The organism is Leifsonia sp. RAF41, assembly GCF_052114085.1.
In the GTDB taxonomy this organism is placed as follows: Bacteria; Actinomycetota; Actinomycetes; order Actinomycetales; family Microbacteriaceae; genus Leifsonia.
The window spans coordinates 3,210,481-3,234,923 of the sequence record NZ_JBFREB010000001.1 but is presented as its reverse complement, the minus strand read 5'-3'; the positions used below and the strand labels follow the sequence as shown (position 1 = coordinate 3,234,923).

Annotated in this window: 23 protein-coding genes and 1 tRNA gene; 15 read left to right on the top strand and 9 right to left on the bottom strand. The window is 67.3% G+C overall.

Going from position 1 to position 24,443, the window contains the following annotated elements; translation table 11 throughout:
- Positions 1-12: 12 nt before the first annotated feature.
- Complete coding sequence (locus AB4Y74_RS15715) at positions 13-1,185, top strand: N(5)-(carboxyethyl)ornithine synthase (protein ID WP_441799997.1); 1,173 nt, start codon at positions 13-15, stop codon at positions 1,183-1,185.
- 26 nt (positions 1,186-1,211) lie between these two features.
- On the opposite strand, the gene AB4Y74_RS15710 is transcribed toward AB4Y74_RS15715, so the two are convergent.
- Both AB4Y74_RS15710 and AB4Y74_RS15705 read right to left on the bottom strand, forming a co-directional pair.
- On the bottom strand, positions 1,212-1,544 hold the full coding sequence (locus tag AB4Y74_RS15710; protein WP_441799996.1) for a hypothetical protein: 333 nt from the start codon (positions 1,542-1,544) through the stop codon (positions 1,212-1,214).
- Between the two features lie 77 nt (positions 1,545-1,621).
- On the bottom strand, positions 1,622-2,473 hold the full coding sequence (locus tag AB4Y74_RS15705; protein WP_441799995.1) for a helix-turn-helix domain-containing protein: 852 nt from the start codon (positions 2,471-2,473) through the stop codon (positions 1,622-1,624).
- Positions 2,474-2,574: 101 nt separating this feature from the next.
- Here AB4Y74_RS15705 and AB4Y74_RS15700 point away from each other — a divergent pair, with 101 nt between their 5' ends.
- Entirely contained in the window at positions 2,575-3,258 is a 684-nt protein-coding gene (locus AB4Y74_RS15700; protein ID WP_441799994.1) for an SDR family NAD(P)-dependent oxidoreductase, read from the top strand.
- Here the strand turns inward: AB4Y74_RS15700 and AB4Y74_RS15695 are convergent.
- Both AB4Y74_RS15695 and AB4Y74_RS15690 read right to left on the bottom strand, forming a co-directional pair.
- Positions 3,252-4,439: a flavin-containing monooxygenase gene (locus AB4Y74_RS15695; RefSeq protein ID WP_441799993.1), complete on the bottom strand. Its 1,188-nt coding sequence runs from the start codon at positions 4,437-4,439 to the stop codon at positions 3,252-3,254. The genes AB4Y74_RS15700 and AB4Y74_RS15695 overlap by 7 nt on opposite strands.
- A gap of 74 nt (positions 4,440-4,513) precedes the next feature.
- Complete coding sequence (locus AB4Y74_RS15690) at positions 4,514-5,215, bottom strand: VOC family protein (protein ID WP_441799992.1); 702 nt, start codon at positions 5,213-5,215, stop codon at positions 4,514-4,516.
- Positions 5,216-5,483: 268 nt separating this feature from the next.
- On the opposite strand from AB4Y74_RS15690, the gene AB4Y74_RS15685 reads away from it, so the two are divergent.
- From AB4Y74_RS15685 to AB4Y74_RS15645, 9 genes are all read left to right on the top strand, one after another.
- Positions 5,484-6,569, top strand: coding sequence for a nitrilase-related carbon-nitrogen hydrolase (locus AB4Y74_RS15685; RefSeq protein ID WP_441799991.1), 1,086 nt, complete (start codon positions 5,484-5,486; stop codon positions 6,567-6,569).
- A 112-nt stretch (positions 6,570-6,681) separates the two neighbouring features.
- Positions 6,682-7,758 carry a sugar ABC transporter substrate-binding protein gene (locus tag AB4Y74_RS15680; RefSeq protein WP_441799990.1) on the top strand — a complete coding sequence of 359 codons (1,077 nt, stop codon included), beginning with the start codon at positions 6,682-6,684 and terminating at the stop codon, positions 7,756-7,758.
- A 102-nt stretch (positions 7,759-7,860) separates the two neighbouring features.
- Positions 7,861-9,369, top strand: a complete 1,509-nt coding sequence (locus tag AB4Y74_RS15675) for a sugar ABC transporter ATP-binding protein (protein ID WP_441799989.1) — start codon at positions 7,861-7,863, stop codon at positions 9,367-9,369.
- A gap of 56 nt (positions 9,370-9,425) precedes the next feature.
- A complete protein-coding gene (locus tag AB4Y74_RS15670; RefSeq protein ID WP_441799988.1) occupies positions 9,426-10,493 on the top strand; it encodes an ABC transporter permease in 1,068 nt (355 codons plus the stop codon).
- A gap of 55 nt (positions 10,494-10,548) precedes the next feature.
- Positions 10,549-11,556, top strand: a complete 1,008-nt coding sequence (locus AB4Y74_RS15665; RefSeq protein WP_441799987.1) for a LacI family DNA-binding transcriptional regulator — start codon at positions 10,549-10,551, stop codon at positions 11,554-11,556.
- A 17-nt stretch (positions 11,557-11,573) separates the two neighbouring features.
- Positions 11,574-12,515 (top strand): aldo/keto reductase, encoded by a 942-nt coding sequence (locus AB4Y74_RS15660; RefSeq protein WP_441799986.1) that lies wholly within the window; start codon positions 11,574-11,576, stop codon positions 12,513-12,515.
- Between the two features lie 44 nt (positions 12,516-12,559).
- A complete protein-coding gene (locus tag AB4Y74_RS15655; protein ID WP_441799985.1) occupies positions 12,560-14,209 on the top strand; it encodes a GMC family oxidoreductase in 1,650 nt (549 codons plus the stop codon).
- A 35-nt stretch (positions 14,210-14,244) separates the two neighbouring features.
- Positions 14,245-14,961: a gluconate 2-dehydrogenase subunit 3 family protein gene (locus AB4Y74_RS15650; protein ID WP_441799984.1), complete on the top strand. Its 717-nt coding sequence runs from the start codon at positions 14,245-14,247 to the stop codon at positions 14,959-14,961.
- Between the two features lie 158 nt (positions 14,962-15,119).
- The gene (locus AB4Y74_RS15645) at positions 15,120-16,115 is read left to right on the top strand and encodes a LacI family DNA-binding transcriptional regulator (RefSeq protein ID WP_441800464.1); all 996 of its coding nucleotides are present in this window, start codon (positions 15,120-15,122) and stop codon (positions 16,113-16,115) included.
- A gap of 8 nt (positions 16,116-16,123) precedes the next feature.
- On the opposite strand, the gene AB4Y74_RS15640 is transcribed toward AB4Y74_RS15645, so the two are convergent.
- On the bottom strand, positions 16,124-16,588 hold the full coding sequence (locus tag AB4Y74_RS15640) for a hemerythrin domain-containing protein (protein ID WP_441799983.1): 465 nt from the start codon (positions 16,586-16,588) through the stop codon (positions 16,124-16,126).
- Positions 16,589-16,754: 166 nt separating this feature from the next.
- On the opposite strand from AB4Y74_RS15640, the gene AB4Y74_RS15635 reads away from it, so the two are divergent.
- The 3 genes from AB4Y74_RS15635 (at position 16,755) to AB4Y74_RS15625 (ending at position 17,906) form a co-directional block, all read left to right on the top strand.
- Positions 16,755-17,078 (top strand): hypothetical protein, encoded by a 324-nt coding sequence (locus AB4Y74_RS15635; RefSeq protein ID WP_441799982.1) that lies wholly within the window; start codon positions 16,755-16,757, stop codon positions 17,076-17,078.
- 6 nt (positions 17,079-17,084) lie between these two features.
- Positions 17,085-17,747 carry a DUF2510 domain-containing protein gene (locus tag AB4Y74_RS15630; RefSeq protein ID WP_441799981.1) on the top strand — a complete coding sequence of 221 codons (663 nt, stop codon included), beginning with the start codon at positions 17,085-17,087 and terminating at the stop codon, positions 17,745-17,747.
- Positions 17,748-17,817: 70 nt separating this feature from the next.
- A tRNA-Ser gene (locus tag AB4Y74_RS15625) sits at positions 17,818-17,906 on the top strand.
- On the opposite strand, the gene AB4Y74_RS15620 is transcribed toward AB4Y74_RS15625, so the two are convergent.
- The 4 genes from AB4Y74_RS15620 to AB4Y74_RS15605 all read right to left on the bottom strand — a co-directional run bounded on the left by AB4Y74_RS15620 (position 17,888) and on the right by AB4Y74_RS15605 (position 21,167).
- Entirely contained in the window at positions 17,888-18,067 is a 180-nt protein-coding gene (locus tag AB4Y74_RS15620; protein WP_441799980.1) for a hypothetical protein, read from the bottom strand. The two genes, AB4Y74_RS15625 and AB4Y74_RS15620, sit on opposite strands and share 19 nt — an antisense overlap.
- Positions 18,068-18,165: 98 nt before the next feature.
- Positions 18,166-18,996, bottom strand: coding sequence for an EamA family transporter (locus tag AB4Y74_RS15615; protein ID WP_441799979.1), 831 nt, complete (start codon positions 18,994-18,996; stop codon positions 18,166-18,168).
- Positions 18,997-19,018: 22 nt separating this feature from the next.
- Positions 19,019-19,639: a dihydrofolate reductase family protein gene (locus AB4Y74_RS15610; RefSeq protein WP_441799978.1), complete on the bottom strand. Its 621-nt coding sequence runs from the start codon at positions 19,637-19,639 to the stop codon at positions 19,019-19,021.
- 10 nt (positions 19,640-19,649) lie between these two features.
- Positions 19,650-21,167 (bottom strand): hypothetical protein, encoded by a 1,518-nt coding sequence (locus AB4Y74_RS15605; protein WP_441799977.1) that lies wholly within the window; start codon positions 21,165-21,167, stop codon positions 19,650-19,652.
- 150 nt (positions 21,168-21,317) lie between these two features.
- On the opposite strand from AB4Y74_RS15605, the gene AB4Y74_RS15600 reads away from it, so the two are divergent.
- Positions 21,318-24,080, top strand: coding sequence for a helix-turn-helix transcriptional regulator (locus AB4Y74_RS15600; RefSeq protein ID WP_441799976.1), 2,763 nt, complete (start codon positions 21,318-21,320; stop codon positions 24,078-24,080).
- Positions 24,081-24,443 lie beyond the last annotated feature (363 nt).

Here is a 24,443-nt window from a genome sequence, read left to right as displayed (position 1 = left end):
GAGGGAGCCACCATGTCGGCCGATTCCAATTCTTCCGTTCCATTGACGCTCGGCATCCTTGCCACCTCCGCGAAACCGGATGAGCGCCGCCTGCCGCTTCACCCGGCTCGCCTCGACCGCATCCCGGGCGAGCTGCGTGAGCGCATCGTGCTCGAGACCGGGTACGGCTCTCGGTTCGGCGCGACCGACGACGCATTGCGTCCCTTGGTCGGCCGCATCGCCTCCCGCGCCGATGTGATCGCGTCGAGCGATATCGTGGTGCTCCCCAAGCCGCAGCCGTCCGACCTGGACGACCTCCGCGACGGCCAGGTCCTCTGGGGCTGGCCGCACTGCGTGCAAGACAGAGAGATCACGCAGCGCGCCATCGATAAGCGTTTGACCCTGATCGCCTTCGAGGCGATGAACCACTGGACGAGCAGTGGCAACTTCGCCTTGCACGTCTTCCACGTCAACAACGAGCTCGCCGGCTACTGCTCGGTGGTCCATGCTCTCGGGCTGGTCGGCCGGACAGGCGACTACGGCCGGCGCCTCAACGCCGTCGTCATCGGGTTCGGAGCGACTGCGCGTGGCGCGGTGACCGCACTGAACGCCCACGGCATCCACGACGTGCAGGTCCTGACCAACCGGGAGGTCGCCGCCGTCGGCTCACCGATCCACTCCGTGCGGATCGTGCAGTTCGATCACGATGACGACGCTCCGTTCCTCAGTCACGTCATCACCGACGCCGGGAGGGTGCCGCTCGCCCCATTCCTGGCCGAGGCGGACATCGTCGTGAACTGCACCCTGCAGGATCCGAACGCGCCACTCACCTATCTCACGGAGGACGATCTCGCGGCTTTCGCCCCGGGAAGCCTGATCGTCGACGTCTCGTGCGACGAGGGCATGGGATTCAGCTGGGCGCGCTCGACCAGCTTCGACGAACCGATCATCGAGGTCGGCGATCATGTGCAGTACTACGCCGTCGACCACAGTCCGTCGTATCTCTGGGACTCCGCGACCTGGGAGATCGGGGAGGCGTTGACGCCATTCCTCGAGGTCGTGATGGCCGGCCCCGACGCCTGGCAGGCCGACCCGACCATCCGGCGCGCGATCGAGATCCAGGACGGTCTAATCGTGAACCCGGCGATCCTCACCTTCCAGAACCGCGAGCCGCTGCCGCCGTACCGGGATGTGCTCCGTCGCTGATACCGTCGCCCAGGCACTGACCTCGGCTACGGGTTCAGCTGGTCGTCGATCGCGTCCTTGAAGGTGCGGAGTTCGAGGGTGTTGCCCTCGTAGACCTTTCCCTGATCGCTCCAGTTGAGCGCCAACGTGCCCACGGTGTCATCCCCCGTCACTTCGGCGCCCTGGAAACGGGTGTGATCGATGACGTCGTCGTGGCCCCCGCTGCTGTGCTCGTTGTCGAGGAAGTAGATCCTGTCCGGCGTGAGAACAAGCCGACCCTCATGTCGGCCGTCCTCATCCAATCGATCCGCTGCCACTTCCGTGATCGCCTGCTCGCCCTGCGCAAGCCTGTCCGGGTGGCCCTTTCCATGTTCAACCATGACGGCACCATAGACCCGGAACCACGGTGATGGTGAGACCTCCGGGGTCTCATCCGGTGTCGGTGGATCGACGGAGTTCAGGCCTGCGGCACCGGTGCCGACGCGAACCGTTCGACTCCGGCGACCCGGAGCAGGTCGAGCTTGGCCGCATCTTCGGAGCCCGGCACCGCGGTGTAGACGACGATGCGAAGATCGCCGTCGGGTACGGTGAGCACGTCGCAGTCGACGGTGATCGGGCCCACGATCGTCTCGGTCATCGTCTTCCTGCTGGAGCGGTGCGCGGCCACCCGCGCAACGGCCCAGCGGCGGTCGAAGTCGGGGGAGGCCGCCTGGAGCCGAGCGATGAGGCGGACGAGGTCCCGGTCGGCGGGGTAGCGGCCGTGCGCCTGGCGGAGATCGGCGACGAGGTCGGCCGAGAACTCCTCAGCATGGACGTCGTCGAACTCGACGCCAGAATGCCCGTGGGTGAAGTGCCGCCAGACGAGGTTGCGGTCGAGGCCTGTGAGCTCGGACGGGTCCTTCAGCAGCGCCGCCCACAGGGGGTTCCAGACGAGGAAGTCCCAGGACGCCGAGAACACGCCGAGGGGCACATCCCCGATCCGGTCCAGGATGCGCTGCACGCCCGGCGTGAGGTGCTTCGGGACGCTGCCTGCCGGCGACGACACCGCTCCGGCGACGCGGAACAGGTGGTCGCGCTCCTCGGCGGAAAGCCGTAGCGCACGGGCCAGCGCGCTGAGGAGCTGAGGCGACGGGTTGGTCGCGCGACCCTGCTCCAAGCGCACGATGTAGTCGACGCTCACCCCGGCGAGGGCGGCGAGTTCTTCGCGGCGCAGGCCCGGCGTCCGTCTGCCCGGCCCTGCGGGGAGCCCGACCTCGACCGGGTCGACCCGATCGCGCCACGACCGCAGCACCACCGCGAACTCGCTCATGCGCTCATCGTACGTCCGGGCGCCCGCCCCATCCTGGTACTGCCGGTACCCCCGAAGACCGGTGCCTGGGCGTCCCCTCGGCTTGAACGCAGGATCGAGTCATGACGACGACACTCATCACAGGAGCCAACCGTGGCCTCGGACTCGAGACCACCCGCCGACTCATCGCGGCCGGACACATCGTCTTCGCCGGGATGCGCGACACCGCGGCCGGAGCAGGATCGCGAGCTCTCGGCGCCATCCCGCTGGCCCTCGATGTCACCGACCGGGCCAGCGTGGATGCGGCGGTGGCCTCCCTGCCCGAGCTGGATGTGCTGGTCAACAACGCGGGCGTGCTCGGAGCCTCGCGACAGGGGACACACGACCTCGACGCCGAGTCGATGCAGCAGACGCTCGACACCAATGTGGTCGGCCTCGTCCGCGTCACCCAGGCCTGCCTGCCCCTGCTCCGCCGCTCGGCGGCGCCGGTCATCGTCAATGTCGCCTCAGGCGTCGGCTGGCCCCGCTGGCTGTCGACGCCCGTGCACGACGAGTTCTCGGTGCTCGGCATCCCCTACGCAGCATCCAAAGCGGCGGTCATCGCCCTGACGGTGCAGTACGCCAAGAGCCTGCCCGAGTTCCGCGTGAACGCCAGTGATCCCGGCTACACCGCCACCGAGTTCAACGGGTACAGCGGACACCAGACCGTCGAGGAGGGGACGGATGCCACAGTGATGCTGGCCACGGTGGGTCCGGACGGTCCGACCGGCGAGTTCCACAACCGTTCTGGGCGCATCGACTACTGACCGTCATGAGCTGGTTCGCCGAGACGAACTCTCCCCGCTGAGACGGCGATCGCGATCTTTCTGGCGTCGATGCCGAGCTGGCGGAGGTTGCCGGTCAGCGGATTCGAATACCCCAGGAAGAACAGGCCGGGGTGCGCGGGCAGTTGCGCCTCTGCGTTGACCAGCGGACGACCGCTGGGGGCAAGAACGCCGAGTTCGCCGACCAGCGGCTCGAGGCCGCGGCGGAACCCGGTCGCGAGTACGACCGCGTCGGGGCGCAGTTCGGTGCCGTCGGCGAGCACCACGGCATCCGGGGTGAATCTCGAGACCGCCGCGACGACCGTGACACGACCGGCCTTAAGGGCGCGCAGCAGACCGACGTCCAGCGTCGGCGTGACATCATCGCGGGCCTGCTGGGTGGCGATCCCTCGCGGCGCCCGAGGGATGCCGTACTTGCGCAGGTCGCCGACGGCCACTCGTTGCAACGCGCCCGCGAGCGCATCCTGCACCTTGAGTGGGAATGCCGCCATCGACAGGATGAGGGCCTGGCTGGGGATGCCGACCACGGCGCGACGCACGATGTTCGGCGGTGTGCGTACCGCCAGCGAGACCGTGACACCCGCCTCGGCGAGGTCGGCCGCGATCTCCGCTCCGCTGTTGCCCGGTCCGACGACGAGTACGTTTCGAGCGCCGAGGGACGCGGGGTTCCGGTATGCGCTCGAGTGCAGCACCGTGCCGGGATAAGCGTCGAGGCCGGGCCAGTCGGAGACCTTGGCGCTGTGGTTGTAGCCCGTCGCGATGACAACGCTGTCGGCAGCGATGACGCCCCGCTCGTCTCCTCTGCTCCAGGCGACCTGCCAGTGGTGTCCGGCCCGTTCAACAGACAAGGCGGAAACCCCCAACCAGATGTCGAGGTCGTGCACGGTGACGTACTGGGCGAGGTAGCGCAGCACGTCGTCGCGTGCGACCCAGCGACCGTAGCGGCGCGGGATGCGGAAGCCGGGCAGCGCGGAGAGCCCGCGCGACGTGTGCAGGTGCAAACGGTCGTAGTGGGCGGCCCAGCTCGCCCCAACCCGGTCGGCCTTGTCGATGACGACAGTGTCGACGCCCGCGCGCTTCAGCTCCGCGGCGGCGGCGAGGCCGCCGGGTCCGGCCCCGATGACCAGCGCCGGAACACGCGAGGGGAGGGCGTAGGCGCTCACGGGAGCCACCCTAGATCGAACGGGTGAAGAGCGGGAGGGCGCGGATACGGTTCGAGCCCCACGCCCTCTGCACCTCAGCCGGGGCGGACGATGAAGGCGACCCCGTCGGGATCGCGGATGGTCGTCGCCCCTGACGGTGACGAGACTGCGTCCCTCGCCCCGAGCCCCGTCAGCCGGGCGATCTCACCGTCGAGTCCTTTCGGCGGTGCAATCAGGCTGAAGTACTGGCGATCGGTCGGTTTGCCCGCCTCGATGGGCTCGCCGCTCCAGGCGAGCTTCGTTCCGCCCGCGGGCGCCTGGATGGCCACCTCCTCGCCCACGTCCCACACCACCGGCCAGCCGAGGGCGCGGCTCCAGAAGATCCCCGTCGCCCGTGTCCCCTCGCACGCCACCTCGCCCAGTGGTCCGGCGCCCGCCAGGTAGGCGTTCTCGTCCTCGATGACGCAGAACTCGTCCCCCACCACGTCTGCCATGGCCGCGTAGCTGCCGTTCGGAACGTGTCCGTTGCCGCGCAGCCGCGCCCCGTACTCCACGCTGGCGGCGATGACCTCCGCCTGTAAGCGACCCGCTCGACTCAGGTGGAGGTGCAGCCGATTCCGTTCCGCGCCGTGAGCGTCGCCGGCGGCGAAGCGGAGCGCGACCTGCCTGTCGTCGCCCGGCAGGAGGATCCCGTCGTCGTCGACCTGCGGCGTCCGACCGAGCAGCGCTCCCCAGAACGACGCGTCGGCCTCCGGGTCCCCCGAGCGGAAGGTGACGGAGTGAAATCGGACACTCATAAGGCGACGGTAGCCGGTGTCGTCTTCGCGAGGCAATCACTACGCATTGCTGTGAGTGCGCTAATCCGTATGCGTTTATAGAACCCGCTGCGCGATTAGATTCACATTATTTCGGGGGCTTACAGTTCCAGCATTTGTCCTGATCAATTGGCATTTATGGACCTTTCGAGCCGGAATGGCAATGCGTGCTGCGGCAATCGCAGGCGTGACTTCGTAGTTGATAGTGCGCTAACGTGACCTCCACACAACCAACGACAAAGGAGTTGAAGTGACTGAGCCGTACACCGTCGTAGCCTTATCGCCGTTGCAGATCCCGATCGTCGAGCCGGAGGACGCGCTGAAGAACACCAAGCGCATCATCGGGTTCATGAAGACGGCGGTCGGCGTCGCAGCGACCGAGGGTCACCCGGTCAAGCTGGTCGTCATCCCCGAGATGGCGATCCAGGGAATGCACATGGCATTCACCGCAGGCAACCGCGAGGCGGAGAAGAAGTTCGCCCGCACCATCCCCGGTCCCGAGACCGACGAGCTCGGCAAGGCCGCTCGTGAGTTGAACACGTACATCGCCGGCGAGCTGTACCTCGTCGCCGACGACGATTTCCCGGACCGCTATTTCAACTGCGCGTTCATGATCGACCCGAACGGCGACGTGATCTACCGTCGGGCGAAGGCGACCAGCGACGGCTTCGAAGGCGGAACCCTCGGCACCACCAACCCCCACGATCTGTGGGACGAATGGATCCAGAAGAAGGGCGACGGCAACGTGCTGGACGCCATCTACCCCGTCGCGAAGACCCCCGACATCGGCAACATCGGCTACGTCATCTGCCACGAGGGTGCCTATCCGGAGATCGCCCGCGGGCTCGCCATGAACGGCGCAGAGGTCATCATCCGCGCAACCCTCATCGAGCCGCAGACCTCTCAGGGCATGTGGGAGGTGCAGAACAAGGCGCACGCTCTGTTCAACAACGCCATCGTCGTGGCACCGAACCTCGGCCCGGAGCTGGGCCCGGACGGCGTCATCAACGACCTCTTCGGCGGCCGGTCGATGATCGTCAACCAGCGCGGTCGGATCATCACGGAGACCCCGGGCGTGACTGCCGGCGACACCTTCGTCAGCACCACGATCGACATCGACGCGCTGCGTCGTGACCGTCAGGCGAACGGCGTGTTCAACGGCTTCAAGGATCTGCGCACCGAGCAGTACGCGGCGATCTATGAGAAGCCGATCTACCCGAAGAACCAGTACCTCGACGCCCCTCCCGGGGAGGACTGGCTCGCCCGCGAGCGCGAGACCCGCGCCCGCAACATCAAGCTGCTCGAGGAGCGCGGCGTCTTCACGCCGCTCGACTAGCGCACCGCGTGGCGGCGTCCCGGGGCGGTCCATCCCCCGTTCCGGCCCGGGGCGCCGCTGCTAGCACCACCCGTTGTACCCAGCACCGATCACCTCACAAGGAAGTGGAAAAATGATCAGTCCCCACACCCGAACCATGCTCAAGGTCGCCGGTATCGCGGCGGTCTCAGCGCTCCTCCTCACCGGATGCGCCCGCGGCGGAACCGACGGAGCCGCTGCCAACGACGCCGACAAGAGGACGGGCAAGGGGCTCGTCATCGGTTGGAGCCAGCGCGGCATCAGCGGAAGCGACTGGTGGAAGACCCTCGTCGAGGGCGGCCAGGCCGAGGCCAAGAAGCTCGGCGCCACCATCCAGCTCCTCGACGCGAACGGTGACACCGTCCGCCAGAACGCAGACGTCCAGACCCTCATCACGAAGAACGTCGACGCCGTCATCATGAACCCGAACGACCCCATCGGTGTCGGTGCGTCCGTCGCAGCGCTTCAAAGCGCCAACGTCCCCCTCGTCACGGTCAACTCGAACCTCGACCCGTCGCTGGTCAAGGACATGTACTGCTACGTCGCGGAGGACCAGGGTTACACCGGCTCCCTTGCCGGCGAGGTCGCCGCGAAGAAGGCCGTCGCCAAGTTCGGCGAGACCGGCGAGATCAAGGTCGTCGGTATCGGCGGCTTCCCCGGCGATGTCCTCAGTGACCTGCGGTTCAACGGGTTCATGAAGGGCTACGAGAGCGTGATGAAGAAGTACCCCGGCATCACGACCAAGAAGCTGGAGACGAAGTACGGCGAGTGGAAGCCGGATAAGGCGCTCGCCCCGATCCGCGACGTCGCCACGGCGAACCCGGACCTGAAGATCGTCTACAGCATGAGCGACGTGATGCAGGGCGGCATCGAGCAGGGCCTCCAGCAGGCCGGCATCTGGGGCGACGGCGTCATCGTTGCCGGCTACGACGGCGGGATGAACGTCGTCAAGGAGATGGTCGACAACCCGACCGGTCCGCTCCAAGCGACCGCGTCCAACCAGCCGTGGGACCAGGGCGTCGCCGCGGTGAAGATGGCCGTCGCCGCCTACAACAACGACAAGTCGGCATGCCCGAAGAAGGAAGTCTTCATCAAGACGACCGTCGTCACGCCGGAGAACGCCAAGCAGTACTACAAGCCCGCTGACACGTACGTGCGGGCGAACGACTAGGCACCTGCGGGTACCACAAGGAGTCGCTGCGCCCGATGTCATCGGTTCGGGCGCAGCGACCACGTTCAGACGAACACGTCACGAGGAAGTGCAGAGGAAATCATGGACGAGCTTCAGCTCGAGGGCATCACCAAGGGCTACCTCGGCGTTCAGGCGCTGAAGGGTGTCAGCTTCTCGGTCAAACGGGGAAGCATCCACGCCCTCGCCGGCCAGAACGGCGCCGGCAAGTCGACGCTGGTCAAGATCCTCTCGGGAGCCGAGACGCCGGATGGTGGGACCATCCGCCTGGGCGGTGAGGTCGTGAAGTTCCGTGAGCCGACGGACGCCCAAGCCGCGGGGATCCACACCATCTACCAGGAGCTCAGCCTCGTGCCTTCGCTCTCGGTGGCCGAGAACATCTTCCTCGGCACGCTCCCCAAGAAGGGAAGCGTCGTCGACTGGAAACAGATGCAGGCCAAGGCCCGCGAAGCGCTCGCCCGCGTCGGATTCGATCTCGACGTGCGCCAGCCGGTCTCCAGTTTCTCGGTGGCCGAGCAGCAGGCCGTCGAGCTCGCCAAGGCGCTGCACAAGGACGCGCGCATCCTGCTGCTCGACGAGCCCACCTCCACACTCCCTCTACCGGACGTCGAGCGCCTCTTCACCGTGCTGCGCCGGCTGGCAGCCGAAGGGGTGACGCTCCTCTATATCTCGCATCGGATGGACGAGCTCTACAGCCTGTGCGACGCAGTGACCGTGCTGCGGGACGGCGTCACCGCCGCGAACCTGACCACCGCCGAAACGAAACCCGCTGACGTGGTGACCGCCATGGTCGGAAAGAGCCTCGAGGGTTCGATCGCGGACGCGGCCCTGCGCGGCGAGCGCAGCCCCCGTCTCGGCGCCGGCCGCACAGAGAAGATCCTTCTGTCCGCCCGCGGGCTGGGCGAGGACGACCGGGTCGCCGACATCGACTTCGATCTGTACCAAGGGGAGGTGCTCGGCATCGCGGGCCTCATCGGTTCGGGCCAGTCCGAGCTCGCGAGCCTGCTCGCCGGGGCCCGCAGGAAGACCGACGGGCAGCTGACGATCGACGACAAGCCGGTCTCGTTCGCCACACCGCGCGACGCCATCCGGCGCGGGATCGGGCTGCTGCCGCAGGACCGCAAGACGCAGGGCTTCATCCCGGACATGGGCGTCGCGGGCAACATCACGCTCGCGAGCATGCCGATGTTCAGCCGGCTCGCGGTGATCGACGGCAAGCGCGAGAAGCGGGCCGCTCAGGACATGGTGACCAAGCTCGGCATGAAGGTGTCCAGCGTAAACCAGCCGATGAAGACCTTGAGCGGCGGGACGCAGCAGAAGGGCATCCTCGCACGGTGGCTGGTGCGCTCCTCCCGCCTCCTCATCTGCGACGAGCCGACCCGCGGGGTCGACGTCGGCGCCAAGGAGGACATGTACGAGCTGATCCGCGACTTCGCCCGCTCGGGCGGAACCGTGATCATCGCAAGCTCTGAGATCTCGGAGGCGATGATGTGCGATCGCGTGCTCGTCATGGCCCGTGGCCGGGTCGTCGCCGAATTCGACCACGACCAGATCGACCCGCAGGGGCAACGCATCCTGCAGCTGCTCGCCTGAGCGACCCCCGGGCAACCGAACACATCCACTGACCCAACCCAATGACGGGAAAGACAATGTCGAACAACACTCTCCAAGAGCCGGTGAAGCCGACCGGCTCGTCCCCGGCCGCGCGCCCGCGCTCGACGTGGGGCGGTGTGGCCAAGCGCCTCCTGCCGAAGAGCTACCTGCTTCTGGTGCTCGTCGTTATCATCGTGATCGGCTACTACGTCTCGGCCGACTTCCTCACCCTGAGGAACGCGGAGAACGTGATCGCGGCCGCCTCCATCGTGGCGGTCCTCGCGGTCGGGCAGTTCTTCGTCATCCTCACCGGCGGCATCGACCTGTCGGTCGGGTCGATCCTGGCCATGTCCACGGTGATCGTGGCATTGACCCTGCAAGCCGGCATGGCGACAGGGCTCTCCGTCGCGTTCACGCTGTTCTGCTGCGGGATCGCGGGACTGATCAACGGCCTGCTCGTCGTGTGGCTGCGCATCCCGCCGTTCATCGCGACTCTCGCCATGATGAGTGCGGTCAAAGGCTTCAGCTACATCATCCAGTCGACCAGCCTGATCCAGATCACCGACCAGACCTTCATCGACCTCTTCGCCCGCGGAACGACCCTCGGGCTGCAGAACCCGGTCATGATCTTCCTCGTCGTCATGATCCTCGCGGCACTCGTGGCGAAGTTCACCACCTTCGGGCGGTCGCTCTACGCGATCGGCGGCAACCCGGAGGCCGCGCGTCTCTCCGGTCTGCCCGTGGCCCGCAACCTCATCATCACCTACACGATGTCGGGACTCCTCGCCGGCCTGGCCGGTCTCATCGCCGCGGCCCAGCTGCGCCAGGGCAGCTCGCTCATCGGCGTCGGCTACGAGTTGGATGCGATCGCCGCGGTGGTCGTGGGCGGCGCCTCCCTGATGGGCGGCAAGGGCGACCCCATCAGCGCCGTGATCGGCGTTTTCGTCCTCGCGACGATCATCAACGTGATGAACCTGGTGGGGATCTCGTCGGAGCCCCAGCTGGTCATCAAGGGTGCCGTGATCGTGGTGGCCGTCTTCCTCTCCAGTGCCGGAGGTGTTCAGAGGATCTCCGGGTTCTTCCGATCGCACTTCGGACGCCGCACCGCACGGGCAGCGAGCTGAGACCGTGTCGGCACCTTCGAGTAACGAGAAGCAGTCGACGACTCGCGGTGCCAGGATGATCGATGTCGCACGGCTCGCCGGGGTGTCCCAGCAGACCGTCTCCCGCGTCGTCAACGGGAGCCCCAACGTCGCCCCCGAGATTCGGGAACGTGTGGAGCTCGCCATCCGCCAACTGCGCTACCGCCGAAACCCCGCCGCTCGTGCGCTGGCGAACGGCCAGACGATGAACATCGGGATCGTGAGCTTCGGTCTCGCCCAGTACGGTCCGTCGGTCGCCCTCAGCGGGATCGCCGACGAGGCCAGGAGCGCGGGCTATGCCACCAACCTCGTCACCCTCGGGGATGTGGACCGCGCGGCCATGAAGGCGGCGCTCGACCACCTCGCCGAGGACTCGGTGGACGGGATCGTCGTCCTGGCGCCGGTCCAGGCGGCACTCGAAGCGATCTCCGGTCTGGAGGCGGATGTTCCCCTCGTCTTCTTCGAGCCGGGGGCGCCGGAGGGGACCACCAGCGTCGCCACGGACGAGATCAGCGGTGCAGAGCTTGCTACGCAGCACCTTCTGGACCTGGGCCACGACACGGTCTGGCAGGTCGCCGGCCCTCACGGCTGGCTGGGGACCGAAGCCCGCCTCCGCGGCTGGTCGCGTGCCCTTGCGTCGGCCGGGCGGGTGACCAACCGGGTGTTCACCGGCGACTGGTCCACTCGCTCCGGATACGGCGCGGGCGGTGAGATCGCGGCCAATCCGCGCATCACGGCCGTGTTCGTCGCCAACGACCAGATGGCCCTCGGCGTCATCAAGGCCCTCGCGGATCACGGGGTCCGCGTTCCGGAGGACGTCAGCGTCGTCGGATTCGATGACGTCCCGGAATCCCGGTACTACCGGCCGGGCCTCACGACCGTGCGTCTCGATTTCGAAGAGGTCGGCCGACTGGCGGTCGACCGGATTCTGCACCTCATGCGCGGGGGCACGGCAGACGCGCTGCCCCGGGTGCTGCCGGAGCTGATCGTGCGCCAGAGCACGGGGCCTCCCTCCCACGCTTCACCAACCACCGACCACATCTGACAGAGAAAGCGAAGCGCATGACCATCAAACAACTGGGGCGCACCGGCCTCACCGTCTCCGACGTCTGCGTCGGGACGAGCGCCCTCGGCAGTTTCCCCGCCCAGTACGGCTACGAAGTCGACACCGAGACGGCTGTCGCGACAATCCGCCGCGTCTTCGACGGACCCTTCACCTTCATCGACACCTCCAACGAATACGGCGGTGGCGAGAGCGAGAAGCGCATCGGCCAGGCCATCCGAGAGCACGGGGGAGTTCCCGATGGCGTAGTCGTGGCCACCAAGGTCGACCCCATCCCCGGCACGACCGACTTCTCCGGCGACCGCGTGCGTCGTTCGGTGGAGGAGAGCCTCGGGCGGCTCGGCCTCGACACGCTCCCGCTGGTGTACCTGCACGACCCGGAGAAGATCAGCTTCGAGGAGGGCGTCGCCCCCGGCGGCCCGCTCGAGGCGCTGATCGCCCTCCGCGACCAGGGCGTCATCGGCTCCCTGGGCGTCGCCGGGGGCCCGATCGATCTCGAACTGCAGTACCTGGCGACCGAAGCCTTCGACGCCGTCATCAGCCACAACCGGTTCACCCTGGTCGACCAGTCGGCCGAGCCGCTGCTCGACGACGCGCAGGCCCGCGGTGTGGCCTTCGTGAACGCAGCCCCCTTCGGCGGCGGGATGCTCGTCAAGGGGCCGGATGCGGTCCCCACCTACTGCTACGCCCCCGTCGCCGACGAGGTGCTCGAACGGGTGCGCCGGATGGAGGCCCTCTGCGCCGAGCATGACGTCCCGCTCGCCGCCGCCGCGCTGCAGTTCTCGCTACGCGACCCGCGCGTCACCTCGACGATCGTCGGCATGTCGGAGCCGAACCGTGTGGAGCAGACGGTCGAGCTGGCCGAATTCGACATCCCCGAGGCGTTGTGGGATGCGCTGCTGCCGATCGCGCGCCTGGGTCGCGCGGGCGTGCTGGCCTAGCCCATCCGTCCAGAACCAGATCTTCCAGAAGGAAAGGACACAGAATGACCACCCTCAAGAACCCCGAGCCCGTCGACGTCGTCATCGTCGGCGCCGGCGCAGGTGGGGCGACCGCCGCCAAGGTGCTGACCGAAGCCGGTCTGCGCGTCGTCGGTCTCGAGCGCGGACCCTGGCTGAAGCCCGAGCACGCCTCGGGCGATGAGCTCAAGTTCCTCAACCGCAACTTCATCTGGCAGGATCCCAAACTCAAACCGCGCACGTACCGTCAGAACGACAGCGAAGATGCCGTGATCACCAACTTCTCGGCGACCCCGCAGGTCGTCGGCGGAGGCACGACACATTGGGGCGGCATGGTGCCCCGGATGACGGTGAACGACTTCCGCCTGCGCTCGCTGCACGGCGACGTCGAGGGCGCGAGCCTCGTCGACTGGCCGATCAGCTACGACGACCTCGAGCCGTACTACACCCGTGTCGAGTGGGAGTTCGGCACCTCGGGCCTCGGCGGCGCCAACCGCTGGGAGGGACGCCGTACCCGCGACTACCCCACCAAGCCGGCTCCCCTCAGCCAGATCGGCCGCAAGTTCGCGACCGCCATGGACAAGATGGGCCACAGCACGTTCCCGATGCCGCAGGGCATGGTGACCGAGCCGTACCGCGGTCGCAAGCCGTTCAGCGAGAACGGTTTCTGGCAGCAGTACCCGGACCCCGGCAACGGCAAGTCGTCGACGCTGATCAGCTTCATCCCGGATGCGATCAACACCGGCCTGTACGACCTCCGGTCCGACTGCTACGTCAGCGAGATCCTCGTCGACAAGACCGGCAAGGCGACCGGTGTGCGCTACCAGGACGAGAACGGCAACGAGTTCGTCCAGAACGCCAAGGCCGTCATCGTCTGCGGCGGCGGGATCGAGACCCCGCGACTCCTGCTGATGTCGAAGTCCGCCCTGTTCCCCGACGGCCTCGGAAACGGCAGCGGCCAGGTCGGCAAGAACGCGACCTTCCACCAGTACTCGTTCTCCGTCGGCCTGTTCGACAAGGAACTGCACGACCCGCTGTACGGCTGGTCGGGCCACTACATGAACCTGTGCTCGTTCGACTTCTACGAGACCGACGAGTCGCGGGGGCACATCCTCGGCTCGCTGATCTTCCCGTCGATGCTCGGGCATCCCGTCAACTGGAGCTTCCCGGGCCGCCCCACGTGGGGGCAGGCGGCGAAGGACGCCGACCGCGAGCTGTTCAACTACAGCATGAAGATCGGCATCCTCCTGCACGATCTGCCGGTGGAGTCCAACCGCGTCGACCTGGACCCGACGGTGAAGGATGCGTGGGGCCTCCCGGTCGCCCGCATCACGCACACGCCGCACCAGAACGACTTCGCGCAGGAGAAGTGGCAGGTGAAGAAGAACGGCGAGATCCTCGAGGCGGCCGGCGCCTCCAAGATCGTGCCGGTCAACATGGAGCGCATCACGGGTAACACCTCGCACGAGCTCGGGACCGCCCGCATGGGCAACGACCCCGCCAACTCCGTGGTGGACAAGTGGTGCCGTTCGCACGAGGTGCCGAACCTGTACGTGTTCGACGCGAGCTTCTTCCCGACCGCGACCGGCATCAACCCGGCGCTGACGATCATGGCGAACGCCTGGCGTTGCGCCGACCGCATCATCGCCGTGGACCGCCACGGCTGGACCGACTGACGTCGACGGCGACCGCAAAGGAGACGACGAAAACAATGGGACAGGCAGAATGGGTCACCGTACCGATCTCGACACGAGACACGGATGGGCCGCTCTTCTTCACGGAGCACGAGTGGGCGACTGTCGAGGCCGCCACTGCGCGCATCATTCCGACGGACCGCCACCCGGGGGCCAGGGAGGCGGGAGTGGTCCGCTTCATCGACCGGATGCTCGCGGGGACGCAGTTCGTGTTCCCGGCCGCTGACGGCAACGGGTTCCTCCGCATGGAGGGCCTGGAGGAGAAGGCCTGGCAGGAGCGCATCGAGAGCCGCCAGAAGTTCTACCGGGACGGTGTCGCCGAACTCGACAGCATCGCCGACGAGAAGTTCGGGGCGCGCTTCATCGACCTGGACGACGAGCAGCAGGACAGCGTGCTCGAGACCATCTCCAAGAAGGAGAAGCCGGCGAAGTTCGTCTTCGCCGACTCGGACGGCCAGGGCAGCGGCGGAGCGCCCGCCGGCAACCAGCCGGTCAACGAGGACTTCCTCGAGTTCTTCCCGCTGCTGGTGCTGAACACGAGGCAGGGTTTCTACGGCGACCCGGTCTACGGCGGCAACGACAACCGCGTCGGCTGGCGGGTGATCGGGTTCCCCGGTCCCCCGTCCCTCGCCTCGACCATGGACGGCAGCTACACGACGCTGGAGTACATGATCCCGGAGGCGGAGTGGCCGTATGAGCAGCACCCGGCGGTGCTGCGCTACGGGAGCCGCTGAGCGCCGGCCCTCCGCCGACCGCACCGGCCGGGCGCGCTTCGCAGCCGCCCGGCCGGTCGCGGCCATAATTGAGGGATGATTCCCTCAACCGCCCATCGGTCGGTCGCTCCCGGGTCCGGTCGGTGACGGAGATCAACGAGGCCCCTCGCGCTGCACGCATGGTCGACGTCGCCCGTCTGGCCGGGGTCTCGCAGCAGACGGTCTCCCGCGTCGTGAACGGGCACACGAACGTCGCGCCGGAGATCCGGGAGCGTGTCGAGCGCGCGATCGCCCAGCTGCGGTACCGCAGGAACTCAGCCGCCCGCAGCCTCGCGACGAGCCGTTCCATGAACCTGGGAGTGCTCAGTTACGCGCTTGCGGTTCACGGACCGGCCCTCGCCCTGTTCGGCATCGCCGATGAAGCCCGCCGTAGCGGCTATGCGACGAGCCTCGTCAGCATCGCCGAGGTGGACCGCGCCAGCATCAAGGCCGGATTGGACTCGCTCGTCGATGACGGCGTCGACGCCATCGTCGTGCTCGCCCCGATGACCGCCGCCGCCGAGGTGCTGCAGCGTCTGGACGCGGATGTGCCGGTCGTCCGTTTCGAGCAGGGCTCTCCCGCCGGTCCGGCCACGGTCTCCATCGATGAGACCCTCGGTGCCCAGGTGGCCACGCGACACCTGCTCGACCTGGGCCACCGCACCGTCCATTTCGTCGGCGGGCCGGAGGGGTGGATGGCGTCCGAGGCGCGACGACGCGGCTGGCAGACCGAACTCGCCCTCGCCGGACGGCCGGCGCCCACCGAATTCGCGTCGCCGGACTGGTCGGCGGAGTCCGGCTACCGCGCCGGTGTGGAGATCGCCGCGGATCGATCGATCACGGCGGTCCTAGCCATCAATGACGCGATGGCGCTCGGCGTGATCAAGGCGCTGGAAGACCGCGGTGTCCGCGTGCCTGCCGATGTGAGCGTGGTCGGGTTCGACGACCGCGACGAGTCGGCCTTCTTCCGCCCCGCCCTGACCACTGTGCGACTTGACTTCACCGAGGTCGGTCGTCGCGCGGTGGAGAGCGTCCTCCGCGCTCTGCGCGGGGAGATGGCCGACACGATCCCCCTGATCCAGCCGGAGTTGAAGGTGCGCGACAGCACTGGTCCCGTCTCTGCCGCCGGGAGGTAGCGCGAACCTCACAACGGCCCCAAGACGGCGCCGGGGTCGGCGTCGAGCTCGAGTCGATCCAGCAGAGGCTCCAGTTCGCGTTCCTCGAACCGGAAGTGCGACTCCATGATGGCGGCGATGCCCTGCAGGTGCAGCGCGAGGGTTGCGGGCGATTCAGTGGACCGTACTGCGGCGTCGAAGCGGGCGAGCAGGGCTGCGATCAGCTCGTGATCCCTGGTGAGCATGCTCACGACGCGTGCGATTTCCGGATGCTGCGCGGCGAGCGCCGGGAAGAGCAGTGTGTCCTCGCCTCGATGGTGGCCATCGAGGGCCACGCAGAATCCGTGGCAGTAGAGCAGGAGGTCTCGCGGGGCATCCGGGAGGTCAGCGCCATCGCGGGCGGCTTCCCTCGCCGTCGCGAGTGCGAAACGGAGGCGAGTGTGCGCCTCGAGAAGCTGTCGTCGCCAGGCGACGAGCCTCGGAATGTCGCTCACGCGACGGTGTCGGTACAAGCTTTCATGTGTATCCGCCTTGGTCGAGCACCGGACTGATCAGGGGATCAGGCAGCGCGCGGCTAGTTTAGCCACTCGTCCTGCTCAATCGAGTAAGGTCATGCTGGCACTTGGCCTCCGCGATGTGTTGCCGACCGAGAGGAATCGCATGACCGACAGCCCCGTACCCTCATTCGAACTGCTGGCCGCCGGCCTCCTCGAGGACCCGGACCTGGACGTGTCGGTGACCGCCACGGGCCTGCACGTTCACGGGAAGCTGTTCGCCTACCTCGACGGGACCGACCTCGCGATCGACCTTCCGCAGCAGCGCGCCGACGACCTCGTGAAGCGCGGGGTCGCCACCGCGGTGCCTGCCGGTCGCAGCGAGGCCAAGGGCGCTTGGGTCCGCATCGCCGACGCGGAGGACTGGCCCGAGCTCGCCTCCGAGGCGCACCAGTTCGTCGGCGAGCCCGCCGTCGGCAAGGAGTCCTGACCACCCATGTCGGACGCTTCGTCACCGGCGCCCGGCTGGTACCCCGACCCGCGGGCCTCCGGCGGGCTTCGCTGGTGGGATGGCCTCCGCTGGACTGAACACGTCGCGCTGGCACCCGCATCCGCACCCGCACCGTCGCCGTACGGGCGATCGCCATACGCGCCCGCCCAGCGACGGCCACTGCCCGCCGAGACGCCGGTGTACACCGTGTGGATCTGGCTTGTCGCGGTCCTGCCGCTGGCCAGCAGTCTGCTGCTGTTCCTGCTGCACCCCCAGCCGTTGTTCGAGGCATCGTCTTTCGGGCCTTCCTCGAACATCGTCATCCGCGATCCGTTCGCGCTGCTCGGCGGCCCGATGTATTTCGTCGTAGTGGGCATCGGATGGCTGCTGACGGCAGCCGGCATCGTCTTCTCGTGGCTCGACTTCCGCGAGCTGACCCGTCGCGGCGTCGAGCGTCCGTTCCACTGGGCGTGGTCGTTCCTCGGCATCGTCTATCCGATCGGCCGCAGCATCATCGTCCGTGGAGTGGCCGGCGGCCGCGGTCTCGCACCGCTGTGGGTAGCGGTCGCCGTCTACATCGCCAGTTTCGCGATCGCCGTCACCTGGTCGATCCTGCTGGTCGCGCAGATCTTGGGAACTGCAACGCAGAACGTCCCGCTCGGCACCTGAGAGCCCGGTGTTCGGACGCCCCCGCAACGTCCGATATGATGGAAGTCGTGCGTCCGCTCGCGGTCGCGCTGGAGACGTCGCATAGTTCGGCCTAGTGCACCACCCTGCTAAGGTGGAGTCCCCGTAAGGGGACCGAGGGTTCAAATCCCTCCGTCTCCGCCGATCGAGACCCCCGGAATCCCAGTAATTTCGGCGGTTTTTTCTTTCCAGACTTGCCCATCCCCCACAGCTGATTTCGCTGCGGCGTCGTCCAGGCCGTCGTAGTTCGAGATGTTCTCGACGGTGGCCCGTTCCTCGTTGCTGGGGCGATTCGCCCGCATTCTCAGAGGCTTCGACCCTGTGCTGCGTTGCATCAGAAGCAGTCCGACTGTGGCGATGAGCGCGAGGATGCTGGGGATGATGAAGACACGCGGTAGCCCTATGCGACGGTGATCGCAGTGACCGCGACTCCGCAGGCGATCAGTCCGGCCAATTGGGCACGGGACGGGCGCTCGTGGAGGAGCATGACGGCGAGCACGATCGTGAATGCGGGGTAGATCGAGGCGAGTACCGCGGCGATGGTGAGCAGCCCCAGGTGGCTGGCATAGAAGTACGCGATCGTCGCCCCGATCGAGAGGACGGCGGCCGCCAGGACCCACCCACGGTTATGGAGTAGATCCAGCCGCGCGGGCAGCGGCGGTCGGTACAACGCCGTCGCGATCGCGACGATGGCCACGGCAGTGATCTGCCCGGCCGCGACCGGCCAGAGCGTGTCGCCGGCCTGGTGGAGCGCGACGAACAAGACCGCGAACCCCATACCGGCGACGAGCCCATCTGTCGTTCCTTCTCGCGTGGTTTTCGCCGTTGGTTTCGCCACCAACCAGATCCCGGGGAATGCCAGGATGACGCCGGCGATGGCAACGGCGGAGAGCCGATCTCCGAGCAGGAACCCGACGACGACGGGGATGGCTGCGGCGCCGACGGCCGAGAGGGGAGCGGCCACCGACATCTGCCCACGCGAGAGGCCACGGTAGAGCGCCAGGGTGCCGATCGCCGAGCCGATCCCACTGGCCGCGCCCCAGGCGAGGGAGCTGATCGCCGGTGGCGGCGGTCCGGTGAGGAGGAGCGCAGCGCAGACGAGGAGGACGCCGAGCGCCTCGATAACCAGGGTGACGAAGAGGAAATGGATCCTCCGGGAGGCGACCCCCGCGGCGAAGTCGCCGACGCCGAACGCCAGCGCCGCCAGGATCGCGAGCACTGTGCCGGTCATCGATCTCCTTCACCGACGATCGTCATTGCTCTGTTCCTCCATCGTCGCAGACGTCGTAGACGATGTGAATCGCGCGCGGAGAGCTCACGACATCCCTCTGTCTCAGGCTCTCCTTTCCCGCGGAGGTGAACAAGCGTGTGCCCGAGCCGACGAGCAAGGGGGAGATGTGGATGTGGATTTGATCCACCAGGCCGGCGGCGACCGATTGGTCGATGACGTTCGCGCCTCCCATCACCACCACATCCTTGCGGCCGGCCGCAAGGCGGGCGAGCCGGATGGCTTCATGGACACCCCCGGTCACGAACTGAAAGCGGGAGCTGAGGCGCACGCGTTCCGGACGGTGATGGGTGACGACGAAGCACGGTGGGGCGATCGTCTGGTCCTGGTCGTGCCCGTACCCGATGTCGTCACTCCACCCGTCGGGTCCGTCGACGATGTCGAACAGATTGCGTCCGAGGACGACGGCGCCGGTGTTCTCGTACGAGGTCGCCAGGATGTGCTCGTCGATGGATGACCGAGGGTGCTGGAGGACCCATCCATGAATGCCTTCCCCTCCTAGGCCAAGGCCCTGGGTCAGGCTGGGTTCGGGGCCGGTGACATACCCGTCGAGGGAGATGGAAATGTCGGCGATCACTCTGCTCATGCTCGATCTCCTACCGCTCTGCCCGGGACAGATAGAGAGCGGAAGGATGGGGGAACGGTGCGCTGAAGGTGACTTGTCGCCGCTCATCGAGCGCTACAGAATCGCTCGACTGTGTCGTCCGGTCTTCGATGTCGAACCACTCCACCCGGTACTCTCCCGCCTCCAGGATCACCTGGAGCTCGCGACCGGCGTCGGGTTGCAGCACGAGGTATTCGGCACCGGCATGTACGAGGGCATACCCCGAGGACGCGACGTCGTCCCGCGGGGTCATCTCGACGAGATTGATCCGCTCCGCGTAGCGGCGCGTGTCGCCCATCGCCCACCGCGCCGGCTCATACGTCTCGAACGGCGGGACGCCGCTGTCCGCAGCGCTCTCATCCGTGGGTTCGAACCCGGCGATGATCCCGTAGTCCATGAGGAGGGGGTGATGGCCGCGCAGGAAGGTCTTCCATGCCCACAGCGCGTCGCCCTGTCCGGGTGCGTAGTGATCGGAATCGCTGATGATCACCTTCGCGCCGTCGGCGAGCGGGGGGTCCGCGTACCAGCGCGACGGGGGCGAGCCCGGCGCCATCGGGTGACCACCATCGGCGAAGATCTCGTCGTCGTAGCCCGGTGAGATCCATTCCGCCCGACTGGCGAGCAGGGGCTTGTTTACCGCGGTCTGGATCGCGACGGGAAACTGCATCGTCATCCCGATGGGATGCGTGTCGAAGCCGCTCGCTTCCTCGTGGTCCTTCACGAGATGGATGACCCGGTATTGCCACTGGGTCGTGTCTCCCCAGTCGGGGGCGGTTGCGAGGCCGAGGAAGCCCGCGAACTCGTCGTCGACCGTGCCGCCGCCGGAGGACTCGTTGGCCACCTCCCAGAGCACGTTGGGTAGGTCATGGAGGGTGTCGATCACTCGGCGGATGTACCGGTCCTGGATCTCTTGCACACGCTCGTCCAGCGGGAGGACCTGCAGGTCCACGATGGATTCGGCGGCAACACTGTTGACGTTGTTGTCGGCGTGGAAGGGGTGGCCCTCGATGTGGTCTGGCGCGGGGCTGAGGTGGAGTGCCCAACCGTCGAACAACATGACGCCGACGTACATGCCGGCGCGGCCCGCTGTGGCGACACGATCACGGAGTCGGGCGAAGTAGCTGTCATCGTGCTGGTCGAGGTCGAAGCGCGGTTTGCCGTCTTTGGCTGTCCCGGGCCCGGTGCGGCTCCACGGCTGCGGGCTCATATTGAGGTGGAAGTTGCCGCCGGCCGCTTGAGACTGGAATTGCTCCCACCGCCACAGCCGGATGAAGTTGTGTCCGCGTGCCGCGAGGAAATCGAGGTACGCGGCGAAATCCGATTGCTCCGGAACTTCTGGGGCGTCCGGTCCCGGACCCATGCCGTCCTGGAGGTTGTTCCAGATGTGGGATCCGGTGAGGTAGACCGCCTTTCCCGCGTCCGGACCGGCGGTGGGTGTGAAATAGCGGGGGTTGCGGTCGGAGACGACCAGGGGGCCTGTCGCTGCCTTCGTCGAGGGTGAGGAAACCATGCTCTACTCCGGTTCGTGTCAATGGTTGTGTGCTCCTGAGCTTGTCCGGATGCTCCGAGCAGAACATCGACCACCTGGCCGATATGTGCTGCGTGCGGAAGATGGTTTTCGCCATGGTGCCCGCGGTCGGAGCATGGCAGGGTTGAGCGCATGAGTGCCCCGGAGGATGCCGGCTTTTCGGGTGTGTCCGCGTCCGGGGCGGCCATTCCGATGCCGCTCACTGCCTTCATCGGCCGAGGCGACGAGGTCGCGATGGTGTCCGGCCTTCTCTCCCAGCGACGCCTGGTCACTCTCACGGGGCCTGGCGGAGCGGGTAAAACGCGCCTGGCGGCAGAGGTCGCACACCGGCGGCTGAGCGACTTTCCGGATGGCGTGTTCTGGGTCGACCTGTCCCTTCCGTCAGACGATGCATCTGTGGCCGAGGCCGTGGCGGCCGCTGTCGGCGCCCCGCCCGTCGGGGACCGACTCCGGTCCCTTTGCGATCTCCTGGCATCGCGGCGTGGGCTTCTCTGTCTCGACAATGCTGAACACCTCCTTGCAGGTGTGGCCGACCTGGTCGAGGTCGTGCTCCGCGCTTGCCCGGACGTCGTCGTCCTGGTGACTAGCCGGGAGCCGTTGGCCCTTTCCGGCGAGGCGGTCTGGCCGGTTCCGCCGCTGAAAGACGCGGACGCTGTCGACTTGTTCGTCGATCGCGCCAGGCTGGTGCAGCGGGAGTTCGAGTTGGACGAGTCCAGCGCCCGGGCGGTGCTCTCCATCGCGGCCCACCTGGATGGGGTCCCCCTTGCGCTGGAGCTGGCCGCCGCGTGGATGCGGGTTCTCACCCCCGAGCAGGTGGAGGCGGGCCTTGAGGATCGGTTTTCGCTGCTGGTCCGTGGCCCTCGGGGTGCCCCTCGGCGGCAGATGACCCTGCTGGGATCGATCGACTGGAGCTACGCCTTGCTGGATGACGCTGATCGCGTCATCTTTCGCCGCCTCTTCGTGTTCGCCGGTTCCTTCACGGCCGCCGCCGCTCAGGCGGTGTGCGTCGACGGGGAGGACGTCACCTCCCAGGACGTCCTGCTGGCGATCGGCCGACTCGTCGACAAATCACTCCTCATAACCGAAACACGCGACGGTCGCCCGCGCTATCGGATGCTCGAGACCATCCGCGCCTACGCGACGGCACGCGCTGCGGAGTCCAACGAACACGAGGTCATACGTACTCGCCACCTCGGCTGGTGCGTCGGCTTCGCGGAGGCCGCAGACCGGGATCGGGTATCAAGTCCCCTCACCTGGCGGGCTGAAATCGCTCTCGAATACGACAATCTCGTGGCCGGCCTGCAGCACGGGCTCGCAGCGTTCGACCCGCAACCAGGTCGGCAGCTCGCCGCTAGCCTGGCCTGGTACTGGCATTTCGACCAGCGCGGCCGAGAGGGAATGACCTTCCTCCGGGCTGCCGTCGAACGCGGGCCCGAGGATCGGACCCTGCTCCAGGTACGGCTTCTGATCGGTCTCGCCCTTGTCGCAGACACGGCAGGACCCCTCGACGTGGAGTATCAGGCAGCCGTGCAAGCGCTCGCTTTAGCGGAGGAGATCGGGGCGACAGCCGAGCGCGCGGAATGTCTTCTCCTGTCGGCTGTGGGCTCCTTCTACGTCGATTTCGACAAATCGTGGGCTCTGAGCGAACGGGCCCGCGAATCGGCTCTCGCGACCCGAAGCGCTTTTGTGGGGGGAGCGTCGCGTGCCCTGCAGACGATGATCCTGCACCTGCGAGACGAGCATACGGAAGCGCAGGCCGTGGCGGCGGTAGGCATGGGGAAGGATCTGCCCCACCATCCAGGGATTCGGTCGACGTTACTCGCCTACCAAGCCGACGGTGCGTTCGACACCGGTGACCTCCCGCTCGCGCAGGAGCTGGCCGAGCAGGCGGTGCTTCTCGCGGAGCCGCTGAACGACTACCTTCGGCTGGGGATTGCCCGTTCTACCCTCGCCCGGATCGTCGCGTTGCGTGGCGACCCCGCTCTGGCGTCCGACCTCCTCGCTCCGTTCGCACGGTTTGCCGACCGCGACGACGTGTTCATTCCCGGCCTGAACGAGGCGATGGCGTTGCTTGCGACACAGCGAGGAGACGCGGAGTCAGCGGTCGCTTGGCTCGAGCGTCCCGCCACGGCGACGGAGCGCGGCGCCCAGACGTGGATCTCCGCTCGCGCGCTGCCGCAACTGGGTGCCGCCCTGGCAGCTCTCGGCCGCGTGGACGAGGCGTCAGAGGTGTTCGTCCAGGCCGTCCATGCCTGCCGGCGCCTTGACCTTCCCGGGTCTCTCGCCCAAGCGCTCTCGGGGCAAGGCGATGTGGCGGCCGAAGCCCTCGCGACATCGGGCCGAGCTGCCGACCTCCACCACGAAGCTCTGACCATCCGGTGCCAGCATGGTTTGGTCCCTGCTCAGATCGCGAGCGTGGAGGCGTTGGCACGCGTGAGCGCGCTCACGAAACCTTCTGCAGACGCTGTGCGGCTCCTTGCTGCGACGTCGGCTGCCCGTGCGCGCCTGGGACTTCCGCGCACCCCGGCACAGCAGGCGTCCTATGTTCAGACCGTCTCCGCTCTTCAGGTTGTCCGAGACTCGGCTGAAGGGGAAGACGCCGCCTCGGCTGGATCGGCGTGGGATCTCTCGGAAGCAGTCGCTCACGCCCGACGAACCCGCGGGCCTCGTTCCCGCCCGACGACCGGCTGGGCGAGCCTCACGCCAACCGAAATGCAGGTAGTGACTACGATTGCGGAAGGGTTGTCGAACCCGGACGTCGGAGCACGCTTGTTCATGAGTCGCAGCACGGTGAAAACGCACCTGGGCCACATCTACCGCAAACTCGGCGTCGCAAACCGTGCCGAGCTGGCCGCTCGGGCATCCAAGCAGGACCGCGGGACACAAGAACGGTGACCGAGCGCCGGGCGAGATGAGTTACCGGCGCCGGCATTCCCCGGGCGTCTCAGCACCATAGCTGGTGCGGTTGCTGAGTGCCGCCGACGACGGAAAGCAGGCGGCCGGGCGTCTGACGATGACCGACACACAGGAGGCGCCCGTTTGCCGATCCGCTTACGGCGCGGCGCTACGCGTGCTTCTGACGCTACCTTTGTCGCCATGAGTCAGGTTGCAGGAGGTCGCCACTTATTGACTTCAGGCGGCGTCCTCGCCCTAGCGACTGTCGCGGCGCTGCTTTCGGGGTGCGTACAGTCGTACCCCATCGGGCGTGCACCGGCCGGGGATCCAATTGACGCCGCACAAGCACTGTCCGATGCACCC